We start from the raw sequence: 22,428 nt of genomic DNA on the forward strand, positions 1-22,428 counted from the left end.
CATTATTTTGGACCTCATAGCCATCTATTCCATAGCTTCCCTACGATAAGCCTCCCTGATCACGACAAACCACAAAATAATAACCACTATTTGCAGAGTCATAGCGATGTGGGTATTGAAATAAAAGAGAGAAAAGCTGGACAGCATCAGGATGACAAGTGTAACGAAAAAGGTCGGCATCATCCGTTTGTTTTTTCGTACAAAAGCTTCTGGTTTGATCGAGTGGCGCGGAATAAACGTAAAGCCCAACCGATATTTGATGACCATCCAACAAAGGAACAGGTCAATAAAAATGATCAGAATGGCCAATGCAATATCTGTACTCTGTATAGCGACTAAAAAATCGATCGATTGCAGCCTGGCTGAGGCAAAATTCAAGACAGCCTCAAGGCTGAAATTGATTAAATAGGAGGTTATGGTAATGATGATTGCATAGAACCAATGAAGTCTGAATATAAGCCAGTAGCACAATATAGCGCTAATGGGCTGCACCGTTGTAATTAAATATATTTTATGATGAATTTGCAAGAGGACTGATATGTAATCCAACAGTATGGATGATGTAATAATTTGCGCCCAATAGGACCGCAGCTTTAAACGAAATAATACCAAGCCAAGAGCCAGCAGGGATGCCCAGCCGAAGAAGAAAAAGATTGCCAGCTCAACAATCATTATGCTTAGCCTTTATTACGGGCAGGAGAGATCGATGCTTCTTTGCCGCTTGTTTTGCCAAATGAGAATTCAAGGCTGGACTGATTGTTGTTGGCTACATGCCGTACAATAAGATCGTGGTATTTGCGCTGACGGGTAGCTGATATCGTGACACAAACACCTTCACCTGAGGCATCAAAATATAAGAAACCGTTGCGTTCGTCGTATTTGCGGATATTATGAAAATTCACATAGAGATCAGAATCAATCTTTTTGAATCCACTCTCTTCCAAGGTATCCAGGAAATCGCTAAAGTCTCTTAATGAATCAATGCTTTTCTTTAATCGGGCTTGCTGATCCGCATATATAATATCTCTCATACCAATTTCGATGTAGTAGACATGGCTCAGATCGACCTCAATATCAGGGGTAGCCGCGTCAGGCATCAAATCGTGCTCCTCAAGATGCCCGGCTTTAATCATCAGTTCCTTATAGGGGTAGCCGTATGCGTTGGATAGCTTTTGTAAGGTATCGGGGGATGGCGTTATTTTTTCATTGGTGGAACGGTTTTTTTCTAATTCCAAATCACGTATATACGCATGCGATAATCCGCTTTTTTTGGCTGCCTCTCTCAGGGAGATGGAACCGCGCAAACTTTCAAGAAATTTGCCAAAATTAGGGATAGCTTGTCCCATTAAAATCACCTCTTAATCGTTATTGTAAGGGAGCCTGTATAGAAATGAAATAGGTTGATGCGAAAATGTCGGAAGTTATTTTTATTTTCTCACATACTGCCAGTAAATTAAAGTAAACCTTGACGTAATGTAGTATAAATACTACATTTATCACAGGGGGAGCAATACCTGAATCGGGAGGGGGATACATATTGAAAGACAAAAGCATGAAGCGTTGGAGCACCTATGAGCCCTTTTTTATTGAGTTTAACGGATACAAAATTGCTGATATTGTCGTTACCAGTCATGCCCTGTCCCGATGGTCGGAACGAGTGGATAGCGACCAAGGCAATATCGACTATATATGCACCTTCTTATGGGAGGTATTGAAAAACAATCGAATCCAGCCCTATTACGAAAATGAAAAGGAAGTATATTTGATCGATGATGATTTGGCCGTGGTATCCGAATTTATGGTGCTCAAGGATGAAACGGATATCACGGGCAAACCTTTGCATAAAATGATTATTGTTACCTTCTTGGGACGTTTGTCGGAAGATATTCAGCTTCGCGATTTGAAAGCGTATTATTCCTGGCTGCGGCATTCACGGCGAATGACACTGGTGAAGCATGGCAGGAAACGCAAATGAACGTACAGGGTTGTATGATCTCGGAATGCCAAACGGTTACTCATTGCAATCATAAGGGTTGGTGGTTTGGTCCTGCCGGTATTCAGACGGTGAGCGGCCAAACCACTTTTTAAATTGCTTGGAAAAGTACAGTGCATCTCCGAAGCCGACGGATGAAGCGACCTGCTCTACAGTCAATGTATCCTGCAGCAGCAGTCGTGCACGCTCCATCCGTATTTTCAGCAGGAAATTCATGGGTGACATTCCTGTGTGCTGCTTGAACATTTTTGATAAATGAGTGCGGTGATACCCAAGGCTTTGTGCCATTTGTTCGATGGAAATCGGCTGATTGTGCTGCAGGGTCAGCCAACGGATCGCCTGTTCAATTTGCTGCTGAATCCCCGACGCCTCTTCCTTCGGAACATTGGTCTCATGATGGGATTGAGCGTATTCGGCAAGGATCAGCCGCAGATAGCCTTGGGATTGCAAATCACTATTGGGAAGCCGCGCCTGCAGCTTGTGATCCAATTGATGAAATAAAGCATTGAGCTTTCGGTGCTGCTTTGTCATATTCACGGGTCGGTGCTGTGAAAGACCCAGCATGTGCAAATATTCATCTGCTCGATTGCCCTTGAAGCCTACCCAACGATAGCTCCACGGGTTCAATTCATCCGACTCATAGCTGACCAATTCCCCGGGAAATATAAAAAAGCTACCCCCACGCTCCAGATGATAATCCTGCCCCATACAGCGAAAGGTTCCTTCACCCGATACCACATAATGCACCAAGTAGTAGTCAAGCACCTGTGGCCCTACCTTGTGCAGCGGATTCGTCTGGGCATGCCCGCTAAAAAGCACGGATAATTCCCCTTTACTGGGATGCGGATTGAATGAGACGTGATGATGATGTGAACTCATGTGGAACACCTCGATTGATTTTGATATGATGAAGTGTACATACCTATATTAGAAGGAAAACAAGGAGCGCTGAGCCATGGGTTGGAATCGGTTTATTAAAGAAAATGGACTACATATGTCTTGGATTGTTGCTGTAATGGCTATGTTTGGAAGCTTGTATTTTTCAGAGATTCTGAACTATCTGCCCTGCAAGCTGTGCTGGTATCAACGAATATTGATGTACCCATTGGCGATTATACTTGGGATTGCTGCTGTTCGCAAGGATACGAAGCAGTTTATCTATGTACTTCCATTAAGTATATGGGGGATGGGGATTTCGCTGTATCATATCTTGATGCAAAAGACTTCCTGGTTCAAGGAAGCAGCGTCTACGTGTGGGCCTGTTCCGTGTGATGTTGACTATATTAATTGGCTTGGTTTTATTACAATTCCTGTGCTGGCTTTTATGGCTTTTACATTAATTACAATTATTCAACTTGCTCTATGGTCTGCAGTTCGTAAAGGCTAACGACAAACGTACTACATTTATCCATGTAAAAATGGTTTGTCTCCATATGCATTCCCGGTTTCTTGACGTATAGTTCTAGTTAAGGTTATGAACTTATTCAATGAACTGGGAGGCTGTTACGATGTCCAAGATTACATTTTTAGGTGCAGGTAGTACCGTATTTGCCAAAAACGTGTTGGGTGACTGTATGATGACCCCTGCTTTGCAAGGCTTCGAATTGGCTTTATTCGATATTGATGCCGAGCGTCTGAAGGATTCCGAGAACATGCTGAATAATTTGAAGCAATCGATCGGTAGCACATGCAACGTGAAAGCGTATTCGGATCGCAAGGAAGCGCTGCGCGGAGCCAAATATGTAGTTAATGCAATCCAGGTTGGCGGCTACGATCCTTGCACAATTACAGATTTTGAAATTCCGAAGAAATATGGTCTGCGTCAGACGATAGCAGATACGCTGGGAATAGGCGGGATTTTCCGTAATCTGCGGACATTACCCGTGATGCTGGATTTTGCCAAGGACATTCAGGAGGTTTGCCCGGATGCCTGGTTCTTAAATTATACGAACCCGATGGCAGTTCTGACGAACGGGATGAATACGTATGGCGGTGTCAAAACCGTAGGTTTGTGTCACAGTGTTCAGGCGTGTATGCCGCATTTGTTCAAGACGCTTGAGATCGATACGGAAGGCGTGCAAACCAAAATCGCCGGAATCAACCATATGGCCTGGCTTTTGGAGGTGACCAAGGACGGTAAGGATCTGTATCCGGAAATTAAACGCCGTGCCAAAGAAAAACAAAAAGAGCAGCATACGGATATGGTGCGTTATGAGCTAATGTTCCGTTTTGGCTATTATGTAACTGAATCCTCCGAGCATAATGCCGAATACCACCCTTATTTTATTAAGAAAAATTATCCGGAGCTGATCGAACGCTTCAATATTCCACTCGATGAGTATCCACGTCGTTGTATCCGTCAAATCGAAAAATGGAAAACGATGCGTGAAGAGCTCGTTAACAACAAAAATTTGGAGCATAATCGTTCCAAAGAATACGCTTCTTTTATGCTGGAGGCCATGGAAACCAACAATCCGTTCAAAATTGGCGGTAATGTGATGAACACGGGCTTAATCACGAATTTACCTCGTGAGGCTTGCGTTGAGGTACCTTGTCTGGTCGATTCAAGTGGTGTAACTCCGACTTATGTAGGCGATCTGCCTCCACAGCTGGCTGCCTTGAACCGTACGAACATCAACACTCAATTGTTGACATTGGAAGCGGCGATTACCGGTAAAAAAGAGCATATTTATCATGCGGCTATGCTGGACCCGCATACGGCTGCCGAGTTGTCGATGGATGATATCGTAGCGATGTGTGACGATCTGATTGAAGCGCATGGTAATTGGTTGCCGAAATTCGTGTGAAGAGATGAAGTGCGGTGAATATGTGGGGCGCTGCGCGGCCGTGCTCAAAAAGGAAGTTCGCTGCAGAGAAAGGGGATGCCTCCGGTCGCTGTTGAAATCGTGAATTTTGAATTTAGGGTTACGGTATATTCACGATTTCAAAGGCGAACGCTGCGCTCCTACAGCATACCCCTTTCTCTTCCGCTATCCTTTTTGAACACGGTTTTAGAGGTGATACGGCCGCTCCGCTGTTATTCACCGCCCTTCGGGTGAGGGGTAGGAAGAGAAAAGATTAACAACGAAAAGGACCCTCCGAGAGAAATCGGAAGGTCCTTTTGGCACATTAAAGGGCATGACAAAAGAGCAGAAAACGACTTGCTATCGCAGAAAAATGAAAGCAGCTATCACAACTATAACGAGGCAGACGATCAAAATAATCAACTTGCTTTTTTGAGGCTTGGTCGTGCTGTCCTTGACTAAAGCATTTCCTTCAGTACGACTGGCGAACGTTCCGCAATACTTGCAAGGAAGGTGTTCCTCAACGATCTTCTCATTACATTTTGAACAAAATAGCGCCTCCATTTGCATCACTCGCAATCTGATGGGATTTTGTTAAATGACATTAGTCCTCTATATGTATGGAGCCTCATTTGATTTAATAAATACTAAGAACGGATCAGTTGAGTTGAAACATATACCGAATTTCGATGGAACGGGTACCTGTTAGCTGTCTTTCCTAACATTTTCTTTATGCCTCACTCTTGGAATGTTATGATAAGTGAAAGAGAATAACCTACGAAATGGAGCGAACCTACATGATGAAGATACGAAGCCGCGCAGGCGCTGCAGCTTTGACGGTTATCCTGTGCGGTACCTTGCTTGCAGCTTGCACAGGGACAAGCGGTTCGAATGAGTCGTCACAGCAGCATGCGGAAACCGGCAAGCCAATACCTTCCGGGGCTGAAGCGATTAAAGATACGAAGCCTACGCCTGCCCCGGAGCCGGTACAAGCTCCCGTGGAGCCGTCACCTATACAGCCACCGGTGGAATCGCCTGCTGCTCCAGTTGAGGCACCTGCGCAGCCGCCGCTCAAGCAGCCGAGTAATCCGGCAGCCGCCATTGTAGGCAATGGGGCAGACAGCGGGTATGGAGCCTCCGGCAGCAGCACTGTAGCTGCGAATACATATAAACCGCGGCAGCCAATCACGAATGATCGTAAGGATTATTCATGGTACTATATGAAGCAGCCGAAGGGGAAGGTTCCGAATTTTCCTAATGAAATCAATCAGTACACGGATAACATGAAGGCATTATGGGTCGGAACCGGTAAGAAAGTATACTTAACGATTGATACGGGCGGTCCGATGGGCGATACAGAGCTCTTGATCAAATCGCTGAAAGATAATAATGCCAAAGCCAACTTTTTCATTGCTGGATATAACGTCAAAAAAGATCCGGATTTCGTCCGTAGACTGGTCGAGGATGGACATCTGGTTGCCAACCATACGATGACGCACACGGATATGAATTTACAGACAGACGAGCAGGTCAAGAAGGAAATTCATGATTATGAAAAGCTGTATAAAGAAGTGACGGGCCAAGAGATCCAGCCGTACTTCCGTTTTCCTTACGGTCGCTATAATATGCATTTATTAAGTATGGTGTCGGATATGGGCTATACCTCAGTATTCTGGTCAACGGCAATGAAGGACTGGGTACCGCGTGCTAATGGAGCAGATGATCCATATAATGATATTATGGGAAATCTCCATGATGGCAATATTGTGTTGATTCATCAAGGCTCCCCTGAAAATATTGAAGCGTTGGATCGGATTATTAAAGGGATACGTAAAGCTGGCTACGAGCTTGCCTTATTGACCGATATTCAGCCCCCAGGTAGATAATTGGAGCGGACAGTGTCATCCTTGCGGTACGTTTTGACTTCCTGCAACATACTTTATTTAGAGGTATGCGGTATATATTCATATACAAAGGAAGCGAATATTCGTGCAGCAAGCGATAGCCATACTGGATTCCGGAGTGGGTGGGCTTACCGTAGCCAGAGAAGTAATGCGTCAGCTCCCCAAAGAGCGAATCTGCTATTTTGGCGATACCGCCCGCACACCTTATGGACCCAGATCTTCAGCGGAAGTTATTCAGTTTACACATCAGATTGTCGATTATCTTATGCTCTTTAATCCGAAAATGGTCGTAATCGCATGCAATACAGCGACAGCCGTAGCATTGGACGAAATCCGTTCCCGCCTACCGATTCCCGTAGTGGGCGTTATTCATCCCGGTGCCCGTGCTGCAATCAAAAACACGAAAAGCGGTAAGATCGGCGTTATTGGAACTGAAGGCACGATTAAAAGTAAAGCCTATGAGCTGGCTCTGCGCCAACTATCACCGCATATTCAGGTGTCGAGCCAAGCCTGTCCCTTGTTTGTGCCTTTAGTGGAAAAGGGATTGTTCGAGGCCGAGCAGACGGCAGCTGTAGTTAAAAGCTCTTTGCAGGAGCTAAGTACTGTACCGATGGATTGTCTGATTCTGGGCTGTACGCACTACCCCTTTTTGATTAAACCGATCTCGGAAGCGATGGGGCCACGGGTGGCACTTATCAGCTCCGCAGATGAAACGGCGAGGGAGATCAGCGCGATTTTGTACCATAAAGGGATGTTGGCGACGACAGAAGAAATGCCAGTACATCAATTTTTTTGCAGTGGAGATCCATGGATGTTCAAAAAAATAGCACAAATTTGGTTGAATGATCAAATTGGAGTCATGCCCGTCATTTGGCGATCTCCAACAATTTTATGAGACAGCGATTCGGGAGCCAAAAGCTTTCGGATCGTTTCTTAATGAGAGGGTGCATATGGATGAACGAATTTGGTAAAGGTCTTGATTATGCGGGGATGGTTATGGACATTCTACAGCTGAAAGAGCACTATCCTTTTCTCGAGGTCGGATCGATCGGCCGTAGTGTCGAAGACAGGGACATCCCGGTACTAAGAATCGGCTGCGGTACCAGGCACATTCATTTTAATGGGGCCTTTCATGCGAATGAATGGATTACTACATCGCTGCTCATTCGGTTTATTCGTGAATATGCAGAAGCTTATACGCATGGTAATTCGGTACAGGGAGTTGATGCCAAGCAAATGTTTGAGCAAACCTCATTATGGGTCGTGCCGATGGTTAATCCAGATGGGGTGGAGCTTGTCTTGACCAAGCCGGAGGATCAGCAGCGACACGAATTGTTGGAATGGAACGGCGGGTCTACCGATTTCTCAGGCTGGAAGGCCAATATTCATGGCGTTGATCTGAATGATCAGTTTCCTGCTAACTGGGAGTTGGAACGGACGCGTCGCCAAGTAGCCAATCCGGCATCCCGGGACTATAGTGGGAGCTCTCCCTTATCCGAGCCGGAAGCGAGAGCTATCGAGGCATTTACAAGAGAACGGGACTTTGCGATGGTGATAGCCTTTCATACGCAAGGCGAGGAAATTTACTGGAATTACAATGATTATGAGCCTGTTGAATCGGAAGCTATCGCTGAGCGTTTTGCCCAGGTAAGCGGTTATAGGGCAGTGAAGCTGACGGGCAGTGACGCCGGGTATAAGGATTGGTTCATTCAGGAATTTCGCAGGCCGGGCTTCACGGTAGAAACGGGCCTCGGAATCAACCCACTGCCTTACTCGCAATTGGACGATATGTACGGGAAAGCTTCAAAAATTATGGTAGAGGCACTCAAACTGTAATTCCTGCAACCCCGATTCGGCTGCTGCGTATATGAAGTATACAGGCTGACAAGCCTACGGTAGTTGAAGCCAGCAGCCTGGATCATATCAAAGGGGGACCATACCATGTGGAGACGTTTGCTTTCATTTCGAAATTGGGGTCATGTATTCCAGAGAATCATACCACTCCTATTTTCCAGTAAAGTACCGCTGAGAGAAAAGCTGCTCTTTGTCATACCCGCTGTCGTATACTGGGTTGCCCCTGATTTGCTTCCTTTCCTGCCGGTTGATGATATTGCAGTTTCCTTGCTGCTGATGAATTTTTTCACGGATCGCGTTGAACGTAAGTACGCTGTGAAGTAGCTTGTAGTATAATGGAATAAGCTAATGCAGGCGTTATCGCCTTAGTGATTCACAGCCAATAGGGAGGATTTAAAGCTATGAATGAGAAAATCGTCATCCGCAAAACGGGCAAACAATTATTAGAGCAAATGGATACAACTGAGGTTCCACAGGATGGAATCGCGATATGGCAGTTAGGACAGGAAAGCCTGGTTATAAAAAAATCGGGATTCATCATCTACTTTGATCCCTATCTGTCAGCTTCACCTGCGCGATCCTTTGCACCTCCAATCCAGCCGGAGGAGATTTACAACGCGGATTATGTCATTATCACTCATCATCATTCGGATCATTTGGATCCGTTAACCTTAAAAGACCTTGCGATCCGCTCCCCGCAGGCGATGTTTATTTGTCCGGCACCTCATATGGAGCGAGTTGTGGACGCGGGTATTGGCCGTGAACGGATTATACCGGCACAAGCAGGAATCAAGTTCGAATTGGCTTCCGGCATCACCGTTACACCTGTAGCTTGCAAGCACGAGCAGTACATAACCGACGCTGATGGCAACCATTTCTTTTTGGGGTATGTGATTGATTTTAATGGACTTGTATTTTATCATGCAGGGGATGCAATTGCGGATCAGGAACTGGAGGATGCGCTGAAGCCGCATCAGATCGAAATCGCTTGTATGCCCATCAACGGCCATGACTGGCGGCGTCTGCGCAATCATATTTACGGTAATATGACGTTTCGTGAAGCAGCAGATATGGCGGCTGAGATCGGAGCGGAGATGATCATTCCGATGCATTATGATATGTTCGCCAGCAACACGGAAAACCCGGCTTATTTTGTCGATTACCTGCTGCGTTATTATCCGATGTTAAAATTCAAGATGCTGGCCCCGGGTGAGCGGATGCTGTATTTGACAGAGCGGTAAGAAATGGATATACGAAGAGCCCAGCGATTTATGCTCACTGGGCTCTTTATTTATTGATTTATTCACCTTCAGGCCAGCGAATCCAGCGCTGCAGATATCCCTGCTCGTACAAAGCTTTGATGGTGATGATGAGGATAGGAGAAAGTATCAGGCCGGATATGCCAAACAAGGAGAGAGAAATGATCATGAAGGACAGCATCGTAAAGGCAGATACACCAAGCGAGTCTCCTGTGATTTTGGGCTCCATAATTTGTCTGACCATGATGACGACACCAAGTATGATGCATAACCAGATCGCAAGCGTCGTCTGTCCGACAATGAACAAATAAATGATCCACGGGATGAACAGGGTAGACACGCCGAGCAGCGGCAGCACATCAAATACGGCCGACAGCAGAGCGATCGAAAAGGCATTGTCTACTCCGAGCAGCAGCAGCGAAACAAAAATAACGATAAACGTTAAGCTGATAAGCTTGCTCTGAGCTTTCAGGTAGCCGATGATTCCGAGCAGTACGTTTTCACGCAAAAAGGTGAACGCGGCTTTGAATGTTTTAGGTGTTTTATCACGGGCCATTCTTTTCCAGGTTTCAATCTCGATGCTTAAAAAGTAAGCCAATATAATCGCAATCACGAAATTGACGACAAAGGTAGAAAAGCTGGTCAGCATGGAGAACGTACTGGTGAGTAATTGCCCTGCCAGTTGAGAAGCCTTATCTGCAATCTCTGTCGAGTACTGCGTTATTTTATGTATCACATCATCCGGGAGTGCGTCCATCCTGTTGCGCAGAAATTCTGTTTTCAGGATCAGCTGCTTTTGCATAATAGCTGAATATTCGGGCAAGCTGGCTTTAAGGCTCAGAATTTGGCTCGTAAAAATAACTCCGACACCAGCGATAACACCAAGAATGACGAGAATAAACAATCCCGTTGAAATGGCGGAGGCAATACTTTTGCTTAAACCACGTCTATGTAAAAAGCGAGCCAAAGGCTCAATAATCAGGTAAATGACAAGAGCAAGAAAAATCGGTGTGGCAATCTGATACAAATAACTGAACAGCAGCATGAACAAATAAATGGTTATGAGCAGCAATGCAATATCAAACACGGTTTTCCAATATTTTTGGTAAAACGCTATCATCCGGTCACCTCGTCATACAGGGGAATAGGGGGACTAAGTCCATTTGGCGGACCAAAGCTTCATTTCTTTCAAAATCTGGTGGAGATCGTGGCCTTTCGGTGTCAAGGTGTATTCTACAGTGACAGGTACAGTAGGGTAAGCGGTTCTTTCCAACACGCCTTGCTCCTCCAGATGACGCAAGGTTTCGGTTAGCGATTTGGGGCTGACGCCATTGATTTTCTTTTGGAGTACGCCAAAGCGTTTGGTTCCGCCGAACAATTCGCGCAGCACGAGAAAGGACCATTTGCCACCGATGGCATCCAAGGTTCTTTCAATGGAGCAATCAATGTACACGGGTTGTTTAGGGACATAATTACTTCCAGTTTCTGCGAGTTTATTATTGGTTTCATTTTCTAAGAGAGACATATGTACCATCCTTCCTGTTATTAAGGGATTACCTCAAGGTTACTAGGTATATTTCCTGTAATAATATGAATAAAAATTCACTACTTCCCATTTTAAAGAACTATGGATAAAATAGCAATAGCAGCCAGGTTCCTATGGATCCGAATCTGTAAACTATCAAAGGAGTGTCACATTGTGAGCAAAAAAACGATTATTATTACCGGAGGCAGCGGCAAAGCTGGCGTTTGGCTGGTAAAGCATTTTATAGAGCAGGGCTATGAGGTTATCAATCTGGACTGGAAGCTTCCTGATGAGCCTTTGTGCCGTACGATTATTACAGATTTGAATGATTTGGGTCAGGTTCATAATGCACTGGCACCATTCAGTGGCACCAACCGCAGTCAAGTCGAAGGTATTGTCCATTTTGCAGCTATTCCACAGGCTTATACGCATACGAATGATGTTTGTTTCCGCAATAACGTCATGAATACGTATAATGTGCTGGAAGCAGCAGCGAACCTCGGCATTCAGAAGGTTGTACTTGCCTCAAGCGAGTCTTCTTACGGTATGGTATTTGCCAGTGAATATTTTGCGCCGCAGTATTTGCCTGTTGATGAAGCGCATCCACAGCTTCCTGAGGACAGCTACGGCTTGTCCAAAGTTGTGAATGAGGTAACGGCCGAAGCTTTCCATCGCCGTACAGGTATGCAAGTAATTTCGTTTCGCTTGGGCAATATTCTTATTCCTGAAAGCTATGCAACGATTCAGGCCAAATTCGCGGATACGGAAGGCAGAAAACGGATTTTGTGGTCGTATATTGATGCCCGTGATGTCGCCAGTGCTTGTCGCCTTGCGATAGAAAAAGACGGACTTGGCGTGCAAGCGCTTATCCTGGCTGCTGACGATACCTCTTCGGATCGGGGTACACAGGAGCTGGTAGCCGCGCATCTGGCACAGGTTACGGATATTCGTGTTCCTTTGGAGGGTCGTATAAGCTTGCTGTCCAATGCCAAAATCAAGCAAGTGCTCGGCTGGGAGCAGCAGATTTATTTTATGGATCAGTTGTAAAAGGAACTGCTGCAGTATCTCCATTGGAGCAGAAATCTGGTCCATTTGCAAGTTAAACGGTGAACACAATCAGATGAAGGGTCTTCCCAATAGGGTGGCCCTTTTGCTGATCTGATCAGATACGAAAGGAGAAGTGGATGACATCAAGCTGAGTGTGTTGGATCTTGTTCCAGTAATTGGTGAGGTCAGTGCGTCCTTTGCTCTGCAGAAGGCGCTGCAGCTGGCTCAAACCGCTGAACGATTGGGCTACCATCGCTATTGGGTGGCTGAGCATCACGATATGGTCGGCTTGGCCTGTACATCCCCGGAGGTGCTGCTTGCTCATATTGGTGCATTGACGAAGCGAATCCGGCTTGGATCAGGTGCTCTGCTGCTGCCGCATTACAAGCCAATTAAGGTGGCAGAGAGCTTTCATCTGTTGGCAGCCTTGTATCCCGAACGCATTGATTTGGGGATTGGGCGGGCACCTGGGGGTTCTGCACATGTGACCATGGCTTTAAGCGGCAATTTTTTGGACAATCTTAGACAGCTGCCTGACTCGCTGCAAGCCTTAATGGAGCTGCTGACCCACACCTATCGGCAAGACGGTGAACCCGTATTGGCACGGCCAATTCCAACAGAAACTCCCGAGGTATGGATGCTCGGTACGAACCATAAGAGTGCCACTTACGCAGCACAATATGGTACGGGATATGTATTCGGGCAGTTTATGAGCGACAATGATGGGGTCGAGATGCTCTCAGGCTATCGTCAGCAATATGTGCCATCCGCTCTTTCTTCGAGACCACGTGCAATTGTTGCCGTAGGCGTAATCTGTGCAGAGACCGAAGAACAGGCCGGACAGCTCGCCCTTAAGTCGGCCAAAGCTTTCAATCAGGCCGAGCAGAGTGCGGAAGTGAGTACTGCATCCAAGCGCAAGCTGTTGGTCGGCACTCCGCAGCAGATCAAAGCCGAGCTGGACCAGCTTGGACAAATATACGGTGTGGACGAGTTTCTGGTCGTTACCCCTATACCTGACTATCAACATCGGCTGCGTTCTTTTGAGCTGCTGGCCGAAGCTATGCTATAGATGAACAATCATTTTATGAATTGACGCTGTTAGACTCTCCGCATTACAATAGTTACAATTCATGCTCGGGCAGCTGTTAATGGGAACCTGCATCGGGCATGATGTGTAATAAGAAGCGAGAGAGGGTGCGAGATGGCGCAAGTGCTGAACCGGATACAGAACTACCTGCTCGGAACAAGTCTCCAACAGAAGCTGATTCTGCTGATACTTCCGCTTTCCATAATCCCGTTATCCATTCTGGGAACCTTCTCTTACTATAAATCCTCGCAGGTCGTTCAAAAGCAAGTGTGCCAGACGATTTTGGAAAGCTTATCCCAAGTCAATTACAGCCTTAACTATTTTGTCAAAGATATCGAGCAGCTTACGATGTACATCTACAGCAACCGTGAAATTCAGGACGTGCTCTCCAAAGACGGTGGGCGCTCGTTGGTGGAAAAGCACCAGGACGAGAAACGGATCAATGATATTCTGGACACGTTCCTGGGCTTTAAAAGCTGGAATATTGCGATATATTTGCTTGGCTCCAATGGAGACCGCTATTTTACCGGCAAGCTATTGCCGAACCAATATGATGATTACAATGTAAATTGGGGATTGTTTCGCAAGATGCGGCTGGCGGGCGGCAATATCATTTGGGACACGCACTATAGTATGAAAAAGCTCGAGGATTTCGGTATTGTACTCAGCAGCGGCAGACTGTTAAAAAAGATCGAGACGAGCCAGCCGCTTGGTTACATGGTCGTCGATATTATGGAAGACGCCCTAGCGGACAAATACAATAAGGCTCAACTCCAGCCCGGTGGACAAATGCTGCTGCTGGATCGCAACGGCTACGTAATTTCCAGCAGTCCATCCAAGCATATCGTTGGGACGAAGCTGAACGAGCCTTATTTGGAAAATGTGCTTGCCGGAAATAAAGGTTTTTTTGAGCTGGACAGCAAGAATGCTCCTGCGACGATGGTCATTTATGATACCTCGGAAATTACCGGATTCAAGATGGTTAGTGTCGTTCCTGTAGCTGTATTGACCAAGGAGAGCAGCAGCATCCGTAATCTGACGTATTTTATAGTCATTATGCTTGGTGTTGTCTCATGCTGGCTCGCTTATGTGCTATCCGTCACAATTACCCATCCGCTCCGGAAGCTGAGATCCCTGATGTATCTGGTGGAGAACGGCAACATGGAGGTGTCCTTTCGGTCCAGGTACAGAGATGAAGTCGGACAGCTCGGAATCAGCTTTAACAAAATGGTGCAGCGGATCAAACAGCTGATCGATGAGGTGTATAACAAGCAGCTCATGGTGCAGGAGGCTGAAATCAAGGCGATTCAGGCTCAATTTAACCCGCATTTTTTGTATAATGCGCTGGATTCGATTAATTGGATGGCCCGTATTCACAAGATCAACGATATTAGTCAGACCGTGGTTTCACTTGGTGAGCTGCTGCGGTTCAGTATACGCAAGGGACAGCCCTTTATTCAGGTACAAGAGGATATGCAGCAGATTCGTAATTATTTGGTCATTCAAAAAATGCGCTACGGTGAAAAGCTGGAAGCGGAATTAATTATCGATCAAGACATTGAAGCGCTCTATACCCTGAAGCTGCTCATTCAGCCGCTGGTGGAGAATGCGATTACCCATGGGCTTGAGCTTAGGCCGGGCAAGGGGCATCTTCGGATTCATGGTTCACGTGTGGGAGAGCGTGTTCGTTTTGAAGTGAGCGACGATGGAGTAGGTATACCACCGGAAACGGTGGAGCTGCTTCTACACGGCAAGTTCGAATCCAATGATGAGCATAATACGGGAATCGGACTTCATAATCTGAAGCGACGGCTGGAGCTTTATTTCCATTCCAACTATCGTTTTGACATCGAAAGTAAGGCGTTGCAGGGGACCAAGGTCATTATTGAAATTCCTGTAATGCGCACAGCAGGGGAGGATCGTCATGTATAAAGTGGTCATTGTCGAGGATGAATGGCTTGTTCTGCAAGGGTTGAAGCTGACGATTCCATGGGAGGACATGCATTGCTCGATCATCGGTGAGGCAAGTGACGGGGTGACGGGTCTGGAGGTTATACAGCAGGAGCAGCCCGATATATTATTAACGGACATTCGGATGCCAGCGATGGACGGGATTCAGTTAGCTGAAAAAGCAGCCCTGCTGTGGCCAAAAATGAAAATCGTGTTTCTTACGGGATTCGATGATTTTACTTATGCCCAAAAAGCAGTAAAGCTGGGAGCCGCTGACTTCGTGCTTAAACCAACCAATGCAGATGAACTGATTCGTGTCATCGGACGCATCACCTCCAAGCTGGATGAGGAGAAGCAGCGGCAATCGCTGCAGGAACGTATGGAGCTGCGCTACAGCTGGGAGCATCCGCTGATTTTGGAGAAAATGCTCTATGATATGCTGCTTGATTATGCCGGAACGATGGAGAAGGAGTGGCTGTTGGAGTACGGGGGATCCTCATCGGAGGAATTTTCCTCCTATCGGGTATTGCTGCTGCAGCTTGATGGTTTGCATACGAGCGGGGCGGCTGGAGAACAGCTGAAGCAGGGGATTAAAGAGCAAATGGCCGTGTTGTCGACCTTGCCTGCGGTGAGAATACACGAAAACCGTTATGCCTTAGTCGTTAACCGAATTATAGACCGAGCTCCGCTAACCGAAAAGCTGGATCAGTTGTCTCCGCTCCTGCCCATTATTGCAGAAAGCCATGTACTGGGTGCAAGCGAACCCTGTATCAATATCGAGCAGCTTCCGACTGCTTATCAACAGGCGATGAGCGCCTTATATCAAACGGTATTTGTCGGTCAGGAGCGCATGATCTGGTTTGAGGATATGGATCGGCAGCAGGATCCTCTTCGTACCAATTATACGAGACTGGAGGAACTGATCGATCTGGTCAAATGGGGAAATCCTGCATCCATCAAGGAAATGACAGAGATCTGGTACAGCCAGCTTATTCATCGTCATACGGATGGCTTGGAAGCCAGAAGGCGTTTTTTTGAATATACGGTGACACTGTATTCGCTGCTGCTGCGAGATTCAGAGCTTCGTGGCATCGTACTGGACAGCAGCTTTTCGCTGGCTTCGGCTGAGCGGGTGGAGGAGACGCTGGAATTGTCACTGAAACGGCTGAATACTTCATTATTCGAATGGAATCGCAAATATACCGAGCAGTCGGACACTCATAAGAAAAGCGGATTCGAGGAAATTGAAGCTTTCATTCAAGCTCATTATGCCGAAGATATTACCCTTCAGAGCATCGCAGAACGCCATCATATGAGTGAAAGCTATTTTAGCCGATTGTTTAAAAAACAGGTGGGTACCAGTTTTCTTGAATATATAACGCAGATTCGGATGCGGCATGCGAAGGAGCTGTTAACGAATCCGAGATTGAAAATATACGAGGTTTCCGTTCAGGTAGGCTACCAGGATTCACGTTACTTCAGTCAAATTTTCCGTAAATATACCGGAGAAACACCGACAGAGTTCCGCAAGCGGCTTGGGATTGAGAGTTTACCGTTGTAATAACCGGCTATATAGGCTATGTCCGGCCCTTGGGCCGGTTTTTTGCGTTTTATTGTGTTTTATAAGGGGAACGCTAGACGGAAAGAGTGGATTTACTGCGAATGAAGTGGGCAAAAATTTCAACAACTGAGCAATTTCATCACATTGAAAGCACTTTCATCAGTGGATATAGTAGTACTAGAAGTAAAACGCTTTCAAACTAATAGGGGGTCATACACAATGAGAAAAATGGTAACCAGTATTTTGGCATCACTGCTTTTGGTCGGTTCATTAGCGGGCTGTGGCACAACGGAAACACCAAGCGCCAAACCGGCTGAGGGGGCAGCGCCTCAACCTGCCGCACAGCAGCCAGCTGCCAAAACAGGCGGTAAGCTGACGCTGTATTCACCCAATGCAGCAGAGGTTAACAACCCGATCGTAAAGGAATTTCAGGACCGTACGGGGATTGAAGTGCAGCTGATTGCTGGAGGCACGGGAGATTTGCTGAAACGCGTTCAGGCAGAAGCGGCTAATCCACTCGGGGATGTATTCTGGGCAGGCGGTGCTGATTCGCTGGAAGCCTACAAGAAATATTTTGAACCGTACAAAACGAAGGAATTCGATAATTTATCTCCGCAATATGTGGATAAAACGAATGTGTGGACACCGTTTGCAGCCTTGCCGATGATCATTATGTACAACAAGGAACTGGTGAAAGCGGGCGAGGAACCGAAGGGCTGGACGGATCTGACTGATCCGAAATGGAAGGGCAAAATTGCATTTGCCGATCCGGCCAAATCCGGCTCCTCCTACACACAGCTTATTACGATGCTTACAGCAAACGGGAAAGACAACGGCTGGGGCTTTATTAAGAAATTTGTGACCAACCTGGATGGAAAAGTGTTATCCGGCTCCGGTCTTGTGTACAAAGGTGTAGCGGATAAGGAGTTTGCACTCGGCGTGACTCTGGAGGAAGCGGCGCTGCGGTATGTTGAAGGTGGAGCCAAGGTCGGAATCATTTATCCGGTTGAAGGCACCTCGTCAGTACCTGATGGTGCAGCGGTGATCAAAGGCGCCAAAAATATGGAGCAAGCCAAGCAATTTATCGACTTTCTGGTAGGCAAGGATGTACAGGCGCTGATTCAAAAAGAATTTAAACGCCGTTCTGTCCGTAAAGATGCAGAAGCTGTGAAGGGAATTGCTGAGGCAAAAGATATCAAGCTCGTCGATTATGATTTTGACTGGGCGGCAACCAAGAAAGACGACAACATTAAACGTTTTGGTAAAATTGTTACTGGACAGGAATGACAGTTATTATAATTAACATATATATAACATTAAATGAAACTTTATTTTAAAAAACTAACGAATCATGACCATTAAAGGTCGAAACGTCTATATTCATGGACGTTTCGACAATAATTTAAACAATTTAGAAATTTTATCTCATTTAAAGTTAGTATATCTGACATTATAGTATGAAGTAGAAATCAAATCTGCTTTTACTAACTGGAGGATACACAATGAGAAAAATGTTTACAAGTGTTCTTGCCTCACTGTTGCTTGTAGGAACTTTGGCGGGCTGTGGAACGTCGGAAACCCCGAAATCGAAGGAGGGAGCTGCGCCTCAGCCTGCGTCTCCATCGACAGCTTCCAAGGCGGGCGGCAAGCTGAATCTGTATTCTCCAAATGGAGCCGAGGTGAACAACCCGATTCTAAAAGAGTTTCAGGATCGTACGGGCATTGAGGTACAGCTGATTTCAGGAGGTACAGGAGACTTGCTGAAGCGTGTGCAGGCTGAAGCAGCTAATCCGCTTGGTGATGTATTCTGGGCTGGAGGTGCTGATTCCTTGGAGGCCTACAATAAATACTTCGAGCCTTACCAAACAAAAGAGTTCGACAATCTCGCTCCGCAATATTTGAATAAAAGCAATGTCTGGACACCGTTTGCGGCCTTGCCGATGATTTTTATGTATAACAAAGAGCTGGTGAAGGTCGGGGAAGAGCCGAAGAGCTGGAACGATCTGCTGGATCCGAAGTGGAAAGGCAAAATTGCTTACGCTGATCCGGCCAAATCCGGCTCTTCCTATACACAGCTGGTCACGATGCTAACAGTGAACGGCAAAGATAACGGATGGGATTACGTTAAAAAGTTTGTTAAAAACCTCGATGGCAAAGTATTGTCTGGCTCGGCTTTAGTATATAAAGGTGTGGCGGATAAGGAATTTCCAATCGGTGTTACGCTGGAAGATGCAGCTCTCCGTTATGTCGAGGGTGGTGCACAGGTAGGCATTATTTATCCTACGGATGGAACCTCGGCTGTTCCTGATGCCGCCGCAGTAATCAAAGGCGCCAAAAATATGGAGCAGGCGAAGCAGTTTATTGATTTTCTGGTAGGTAAGGATGTACAGTCGTTGATCCAAAAGGAATTCAAGCGTCGATCCGTCCGTAAGGATGCTGAAGTGGTGAAGGGCATTGCAGAAGCGAAGGATATCAAGCTGGTTGACTACGATTTTGACTGGGCAGCTACCAAGAAAGACGACAATATCAGACATTTTGGAAGAATCGTAACTGGGCAGGAATAAGACATTTTGAAAATTAACGGTGCCTTGCTTGAACGGTGGAGGCACCTTTCTTTTAGATAATGGAGGGTTATAGCTATGCAAAAAATTGTATTCGATCATGTGACCAAATATTTTGGGGACACCAAGGCAGTCAATGACGCTCATCTGACCATCCGGGAAGGGGAATTTTTTACCTTGCTTGGTCCGAGTGGATGCGGGAAAACGACCCTGCTGCGCACGATAGCCGGTTTTTATCGTCAGGAAGAAGGGGATATTTACTTCGGTGAGCGCAAAATCAATGATATTCCTACGCATGAGCGAAACATTGGGATGGTATTTCAAAATTACGCGATTTTCCCTCATATGACGGTTTTTGAGAACGTCGCCTATGGGCTGAAAGCACGTAAAGTGAACAAGAAAGAAACGGAACAGCGTGTCATGGAAGCATTGGAGATGGTACAGCTTCAGCATTTGCGTGATCGTGTTCCTTCCGATATGAGCGGCGGTCAGCAGCAGCGGATTGCATTGGCTCGGGCCATTGTCATTCGTCCTGGTTTACTGCTGATGGATGAGCCGTTGTCCAACCTGGATGCCAAACTACGAATTAAGATGAGATCGGATATCCGCATGCTGCAAAAGGAATTGAATATCACGACGATTTACGTAACCCATGATCAGGAGGAGGCACTGGCCGTATCCGATCGAATTGCAGTTATGAGTGAAGGAAAAATACAGCAAATCGCTCCTCCAGAAGATATATACGCTTATCCCGCGAATCAGTTCGTAGCCAATTTCATCGGAACCTCCAATTTTATCGAAGCTCATTGTCATGGAGGTATGGATAGCTCAGGGCTCGCAAAGATCGATTTACTCGGTGCCTCGTATCAACTGCCGCTTGCTAAATCGTATGAAGGCAAGGTTGTTATGTCGCTGCGTCCGGAGCGCGTCCGCTTGGAAACAGCGGGTCATGGACTATCTCTAATACCGGGAACGATAGAAAATGTCACGTATTTGGGGGAAAAGGTAAGCTACCTTGTCCGCCTTCAGAACGGGCCCGTGATCGATGTGCAGGAGCATGCGGTAGAGCCTCATCAATTACGTAAGGTGAAGCAAGCCGTACAGGTGAATTTGCAGCTGGAAAAATCTACGATGTTCGACAAAGGCGGCAAGGAGGTAGTTTATCGTGCAACCTACTAAGAAGGGCCGACTATTTTCATTTAAAAAATGGGACTTCTGGTCCTGGGTCACCTTGATTGTCTATGTATTCCTGTTTGCCTTTATTGTGTATCCCTTATTTACCTTGCTGTTCAACAGCTTTTATAACGATGAGGGAAGCCTTACGCTGGACAATTATGCGAACTTCGTGAAGCTGAAATACTTTTACGGAGCATTATGGAACAGCTTGAAGGTATCCGCCTTTGCCACATTGTTTTCCATTCTGCTCGGTGTTCCACTTGCTTATGTGACGGCACGCTATAATGTGAAATGTAAAGGACTTATTCAAATTCTGGTCATTATGTCCTTGCTTTCCCCTCCCTTTATTGGTGCGTATTCCTGGATTCTGATGCTCGGAAACAACGGTTTTTTGACCCGTTTTCTGCATGACCTTGGCATTCCGTTCTCTTCAGTTTACGGTTGGAAGGGAATTGTCTTCGTCTTTACCCTTCAGTTCTATCCGCATATCTATTTGTATGTATCGGGTGCGCTCAAAACGATCGATACTTCACTGGAGGAGGCTGCGGAAAGTCTGGGACGCTCCAGCTTTCACCGGCTTCGCACGGTTACACTGCCACTGATATTTCCAACTTTATCGGCTGGTGCTCTGATGGTCTTCATGGCATCCTTTGCCGACTTCGGTACACCTATGCTGCTGGGGCAAGGCTTTAAAGTATTGCCTATTCTGGCCTACGAGCAATTTATTAGTGAAATGGGCGGCAATCCGGCTATGGCGAGTACGCTCAGCGTTATCCTGATCATATGCTCGACAAGTATTTTGTTCCTGCAGCGTTTCTTTGTCGCCCGTAAAAATTACACCATGACGGGGATGCGCACACCGAAGATTCAGACGCTAAGGCCGCTTGCCAAATGGTTGTTAACTGCTGGAGCTTTGCTGGTGGCTTGTGTATCGATTATTCCGCAAGCGACGGTTATTGTCACTTCCTTTATTAAAACGAAGGGGCCTGTATTTCATCCAGGCTTCAGCTTGAACAGCTACAAGGAGATATTGTTCCGTGTGCCCAAAGCTATTTTGAATACGTACAGCTTTTCATTGATCTCGATAGTGATCATGGTTGTGATGGGAATGCTGATTGCTTACGTGCTCGTCCGTAGAAAATCGAAGCTGACCGCGATGCTGGACGGGTTGATCATGATTCCTTATGTTATGCCGGGTACGGTGCTCGGGATCAGTATGATCATTGCGTTCAATAAACCGCCGGTCGTGCTGACAGGCACGTGGGTTATTCTTGTCATTGCTTATGTGGTGCGCAAGCTGCCCTATACCATTCGTTCCAGCACAGCGATTTTATATCAATTGGATCGCAGTGTGGAGGAGGCTTCTATCAGTCTTGGAGTACCACCGATGAAAACCTTTTTCAAAACAACAGGGCGCCTGATGGGTCCCGGTGTGCTGTCCGGTGCGATTCTAAGCTGGATTACGACCATTAATGAGTTAAGCTCCACCATTGTCCTCTACTACGGCTCTACAGCGACAATCTCGGTTACGATATACAGCGAAGTATTTACGGCCAACTACGGTACGGGCGCAGCACTTGCTTCCATTTTGTCGATTACCACGCTGATCTCTTTGATAGTTGCCAACAAGCTGAGTAAAAAGGGACTGCAGCTGTAACAGCTTAAGGAGGATGCTTGATAAGTCCCTCTCTTAATCTCGGTCGGCTG

21 protein-coding genes are annotated in these 22,428 nt (G+C 46.4%); 16 read left to right on the top strand and 5 right to left on the bottom strand.

Annotation, left to right across the window (positions count from 1 at the left end; all coding sequences use genetic code 11):
- Positions 1-24 precede the first annotated feature (24 nt).
- Complete coding sequence (locus OB236_RS21195) at positions 25-672, bottom strand: hypothetical protein (RefSeq protein WP_076229094.1); 648 nt, start codon at positions 670-672, stop codon at positions 25-27.
- A gap of 5 nt (positions 673-677) precedes the next feature.
- Positions 678-1,346 carry a helix-turn-helix domain-containing protein gene (locus OB236_RS21200; protein WP_076229095.1) on the bottom strand — a complete coding sequence of 223 codons (669 nt, stop codon included), beginning with the start codon at positions 1,344-1,346 and terminating at the stop codon, positions 678-680.
- A gap of 191 nt (positions 1,347-1,537) precedes the next feature.
- Here OB236_RS21200 and OB236_RS21205 point away from each other — a divergent pair, with 191 nt between their 5' ends.
- Positions 1,538-1,975 (top strand): hypothetical protein, encoded by a 438-nt coding sequence (locus OB236_RS21205; protein WP_262685778.1) that lies wholly within the window; start codon positions 1,538-1,540, stop codon positions 1,973-1,975.
- Positions 1,976-2,011: 36 nt separating this feature from the next.
- Here OB236_RS21205 and OB236_RS21210 read toward each other — a convergent pair whose 3' ends face one another.
- On the bottom strand, positions 2,012-2,872 hold the full coding sequence (locus OB236_RS21210; protein ID WP_262685779.1) for an AraC family transcriptional regulator: 861 nt from the start codon (positions 2,870-2,872) through the stop codon (positions 2,012-2,014).
- A gap of 76 nt (positions 2,873-2,948) precedes the next feature.
- Here OB236_RS21210 and OB236_RS21215 point away from each other — a divergent pair, with 76 nt between their 5' ends.
- From OB236_RS21215 to OB236_RS21245, 7 genes are all read left to right on the top strand, one after another.
- A complete protein-coding gene (locus tag OB236_RS21215) occupies positions 2,949-3,380 on the top strand; it encodes a disulfide oxidoreductase (RefSeq protein WP_262685780.1) in 432 nt (143 codons plus the stop codon).
- 121 nt (positions 3,381-3,501) lie between these two features.
- Entirely contained in the window at positions 3,502-4,800 is a 1,299-nt protein-coding gene (gene melA / locus OB236_RS21220) for an alpha-glucosidase/alpha-galactosidase (RefSeq protein WP_076229099.1), read from the top strand.
- A 794-nt stretch (positions 4,801-5,594) separates the two neighbouring features.
- Positions 5,595-6,683: a delta-lactam-biosynthetic de-N-acetylase gene (locus tag OB236_RS21225; protein ID WP_262685781.1), complete on the top strand. Its 1,089-nt coding sequence runs from the start codon at positions 5,595-5,597 to the stop codon at positions 6,681-6,683.
- 103 nt (positions 6,684-6,786) lie between these two features.
- Positions 6,787-7,596 (top strand): glutamate racemase, encoded by an 810-nt coding sequence (racE, locus tag OB236_RS21230; RefSeq protein ID WP_317259363.1) that lies wholly within the window; start codon positions 6,787-6,789, stop codon positions 7,594-7,596.
- 59 nt (positions 7,597-7,655) lie between these two features.
- Positions 7,656-8,537, top strand: a complete 882-nt coding sequence (locus OB236_RS21235) for a M14 family metallopeptidase (RefSeq protein WP_262685782.1) — start codon at positions 7,656-7,658, stop codon at positions 8,535-8,537.
- A gap of 105 nt (positions 8,538-8,642) precedes the next feature.
- Entirely contained in the window at positions 8,643-8,879 is a 237-nt protein-coding gene (locus OB236_RS21240; RefSeq protein WP_076229102.1) for a hypothetical protein, read from the top strand.
- A 77-nt stretch (positions 8,880-8,956) separates the two neighbouring features.
- Positions 8,957-9,796, top strand: coding sequence for an MBL fold metallo-hydrolase (locus OB236_RS21245; RefSeq protein ID WP_262685783.1), 840 nt, complete (start codon positions 8,957-8,959; stop codon positions 9,794-9,796).
- Between the two features lie 58 nt (positions 9,797-9,854).
- On the opposite strand, the gene ytvI is transcribed toward OB236_RS21245, so the two are convergent.
- Both ytvI and OB236_RS21255 read right to left on the bottom strand, forming a co-directional pair.
- The gene (gene ytvI / locus OB236_RS21250; RefSeq protein ID WP_076229104.1) at positions 9,855-10,934 is read right to left on the bottom strand and encodes a sporulation integral membrane protein YtvI; all 1,080 of its coding nucleotides are present in this window, start codon (positions 10,932-10,934) and stop codon (positions 9,855-9,857) included.
- Between the two features lie 33 nt (positions 10,935-10,967).
- Positions 10,968-11,339 carry a winged helix-turn-helix transcriptional regulator gene (locus tag OB236_RS21255; protein WP_262685784.1) on the bottom strand — a complete coding sequence of 124 codons (372 nt, stop codon included), beginning with the start codon at positions 11,337-11,339 and terminating at the stop codon, positions 10,968-10,970.
- A 174-nt stretch (positions 11,340-11,513) separates the two neighbouring features.
- Between OB236_RS21255 and OB236_RS21260 the strand changes: the two genes are divergently transcribed.
- The 8 genes from OB236_RS21260 (at position 11,514) to OB236_RS21295 (ending at position 22,378) form a co-directional block, all read left to right on the top strand.
- On the top strand, positions 11,514-12,386 hold the full coding sequence (locus OB236_RS21260) for an NAD-dependent epimerase/dehydratase family protein (RefSeq protein WP_262685785.1): 873 nt from the start codon (positions 11,514-11,516) through the stop codon (positions 12,384-12,386).
- A gap of 142 nt (positions 12,387-12,528) precedes the next feature.
- The gene (locus OB236_RS21265; RefSeq protein ID WP_262685928.1) at positions 12,529-13,455 is read left to right on the top strand and encodes an LLM class flavin-dependent oxidoreductase; all 927 of its coding nucleotides are present in this window, start codon (positions 12,529-12,531) and stop codon (positions 13,453-13,455) included.
- A 132-nt stretch (positions 13,456-13,587) separates the two neighbouring features.
- Positions 13,588-15,405, top strand: a complete 1,818-nt coding sequence (locus tag OB236_RS21270; RefSeq protein ID WP_262685786.1) for a sensor histidine kinase — start codon at positions 13,588-13,590, stop codon at positions 15,403-15,405.
- Positions 15,398-16,984 (top strand): response regulator transcription factor, encoded by a 1,587-nt coding sequence (locus tag OB236_RS21275; protein ID WP_262685787.1) that lies wholly within the window; start codon positions 15,398-15,400, stop codon positions 16,982-16,984. The genes OB236_RS21270 and OB236_RS21275 overlap by 8 nt, the downstream gene beginning before the upstream one ends.
- A gap of 219 nt (positions 16,985-17,203) precedes the next feature.
- The gene (locus OB236_RS21280) at positions 17,204-18,271 is read left to right on the top strand and encodes an ABC transporter substrate-binding protein (RefSeq protein WP_076229110.1); all 1,068 of its coding nucleotides are present in this window, start codon (positions 17,204-17,206) and stop codon (positions 18,269-18,271) included.
- A 215-nt stretch (positions 18,272-18,486) separates the two neighbouring features.
- Positions 18,487-19,548: an extracellular solute-binding protein gene (locus OB236_RS21285; RefSeq protein ID WP_076229111.1), complete on the top strand. Its 1,062-nt coding sequence runs from the start codon at positions 18,487-18,489 to the stop codon at positions 19,546-19,548.
- Positions 19,549-19,623: 75 nt separating this feature from the next.
- On the top strand, positions 19,624-20,724 hold the full coding sequence (locus tag OB236_RS21290; RefSeq protein WP_262685788.1) for an ABC transporter ATP-binding protein: 1,101 nt from the start codon (positions 19,624-19,626) through the stop codon (positions 20,722-20,724).
- Entirely contained in the window at positions 20,711-22,378 is a 1,668-nt protein-coding gene (locus OB236_RS21295; RefSeq protein ID WP_262685789.1) for an ABC transporter permease, read from the top strand. The genes OB236_RS21290 and OB236_RS21295 overlap by 14 nt, the downstream gene beginning before the upstream one ends.
- Positions 22,379-22,428: the final 50 nt, after the last annotated feature.

The organism is Paenibacillus baimaensis, assembly GCF_025567575.1.

What these genes read in the sequence shown, in the direction of transcription:
- OB236_RS21235 (WP_262685782.1), top strand. Translation starts at nt 7,656, where the DNA reads ATGAACGAATTTGGTAAAGGTCTTGATTATGCGGGGATGGTTATGGAC.
- OB236_RS21240 (WP_076229102.1), top strand. Translation starts at nt 8,643, where the DNA reads ATGTGGAGACGTTTGCTTTCATTTCGAAATTGGGGTCATGTATTCCAG.
- OB236_RS21275 (WP_262685787.1), top strand. Translation starts at nt 15,398, where the DNA reads ATGTATAAAGTGGTCATTGTCGAGGATGAATGGCTTGTTCTGCAAGGG.
- OB236_RS21285 (WP_076229111.1), top strand. Translation starts at nt 18,487, where the DNA reads ATGAGAAAAATGTTTACAAGTGTTCTTGCCTCACTGTTGCTTGTAGGA.
- melA (WP_076229099.1), top strand. Translation starts at nt 3,502, where the DNA reads ATGTCCAAGATTACATTTTTAGGTGCAGGTAGTACCGTATTTGCCAAA.
- OB236_RS21280 (WP_076229110.1), top strand. Translation starts at nt 17,204, where the DNA reads ATGAGAAAAATGGTAACCAGTATTTTGGCATCACTGCTTTTGGTCGGT.
- OB236_RS21210 (WP_262685779.1), bottom strand. Translation starts at nt 2,872, where the DNA reads ATGAGTTCACATCATCATCACGTCTCATTCAATCCGCATCCCAGTAAA.
- OB236_RS21255 (WP_262685784.1), bottom strand. Translation starts at nt 11,339, where the DNA reads ATGTCTCTCTTAGAAAATGAAACCAATAATAAACTCGCAGAAACTGGA.
- OB236_RS21245 (WP_262685783.1), top strand. Translation starts at nt 8,957, where the DNA reads ATGAATGAGAAAATCGTCATCCGCAAAACGGGCAAACAATTATTAGAG.
- OB236_RS21195 (WP_076229094.1), bottom strand. Translation starts at nt 672, where the DNA reads ATGATTGTTGAGCTGGCAATCTTTTTCTTCTTCGGCTGGGCATCCCTG.
- OB236_RS21270 (WP_262685786.1), top strand. Translation starts at nt 13,588, where the DNA reads ATGGCGCAAGTGCTGAACCGGATACAGAACTACCTGCTCGGAACAAGT.
- OB236_RS21290 (WP_262685788.1), top strand. Translation starts at nt 19,624, where the DNA reads ATGCAAAAAATTGTATTCGATCATGTGACCAAATATTTTGGGGACACC.
- ytvI (WP_076229104.1), bottom strand. Translation starts at nt 10,934, where the DNA reads ATGATAGCGTTTTACCAAAAATATTGGAAAACCGTGTTTGATATTGCA.
- OB236_RS21225 (WP_262685781.1), top strand. Translation starts at nt 5,595, where the DNA reads ATGATGAAGATACGAAGCCGCGCAGGCGCTGCAGCTTTGACGGTTATC.
- OB236_RS21215 (WP_262685780.1), top strand. Translation starts at nt 2,949, where the DNA reads ATGGGTTGGAATCGGTTTATTAAAGAAAATGGACTACATATGTCTTGG.
- OB236_RS21200 (WP_076229095.1), bottom strand. Translation starts at nt 1,346, where the DNA reads ATGGGACAAGCTATCCCTAATTTTGGCAAATTTCTTGAAAGTTTGCGC.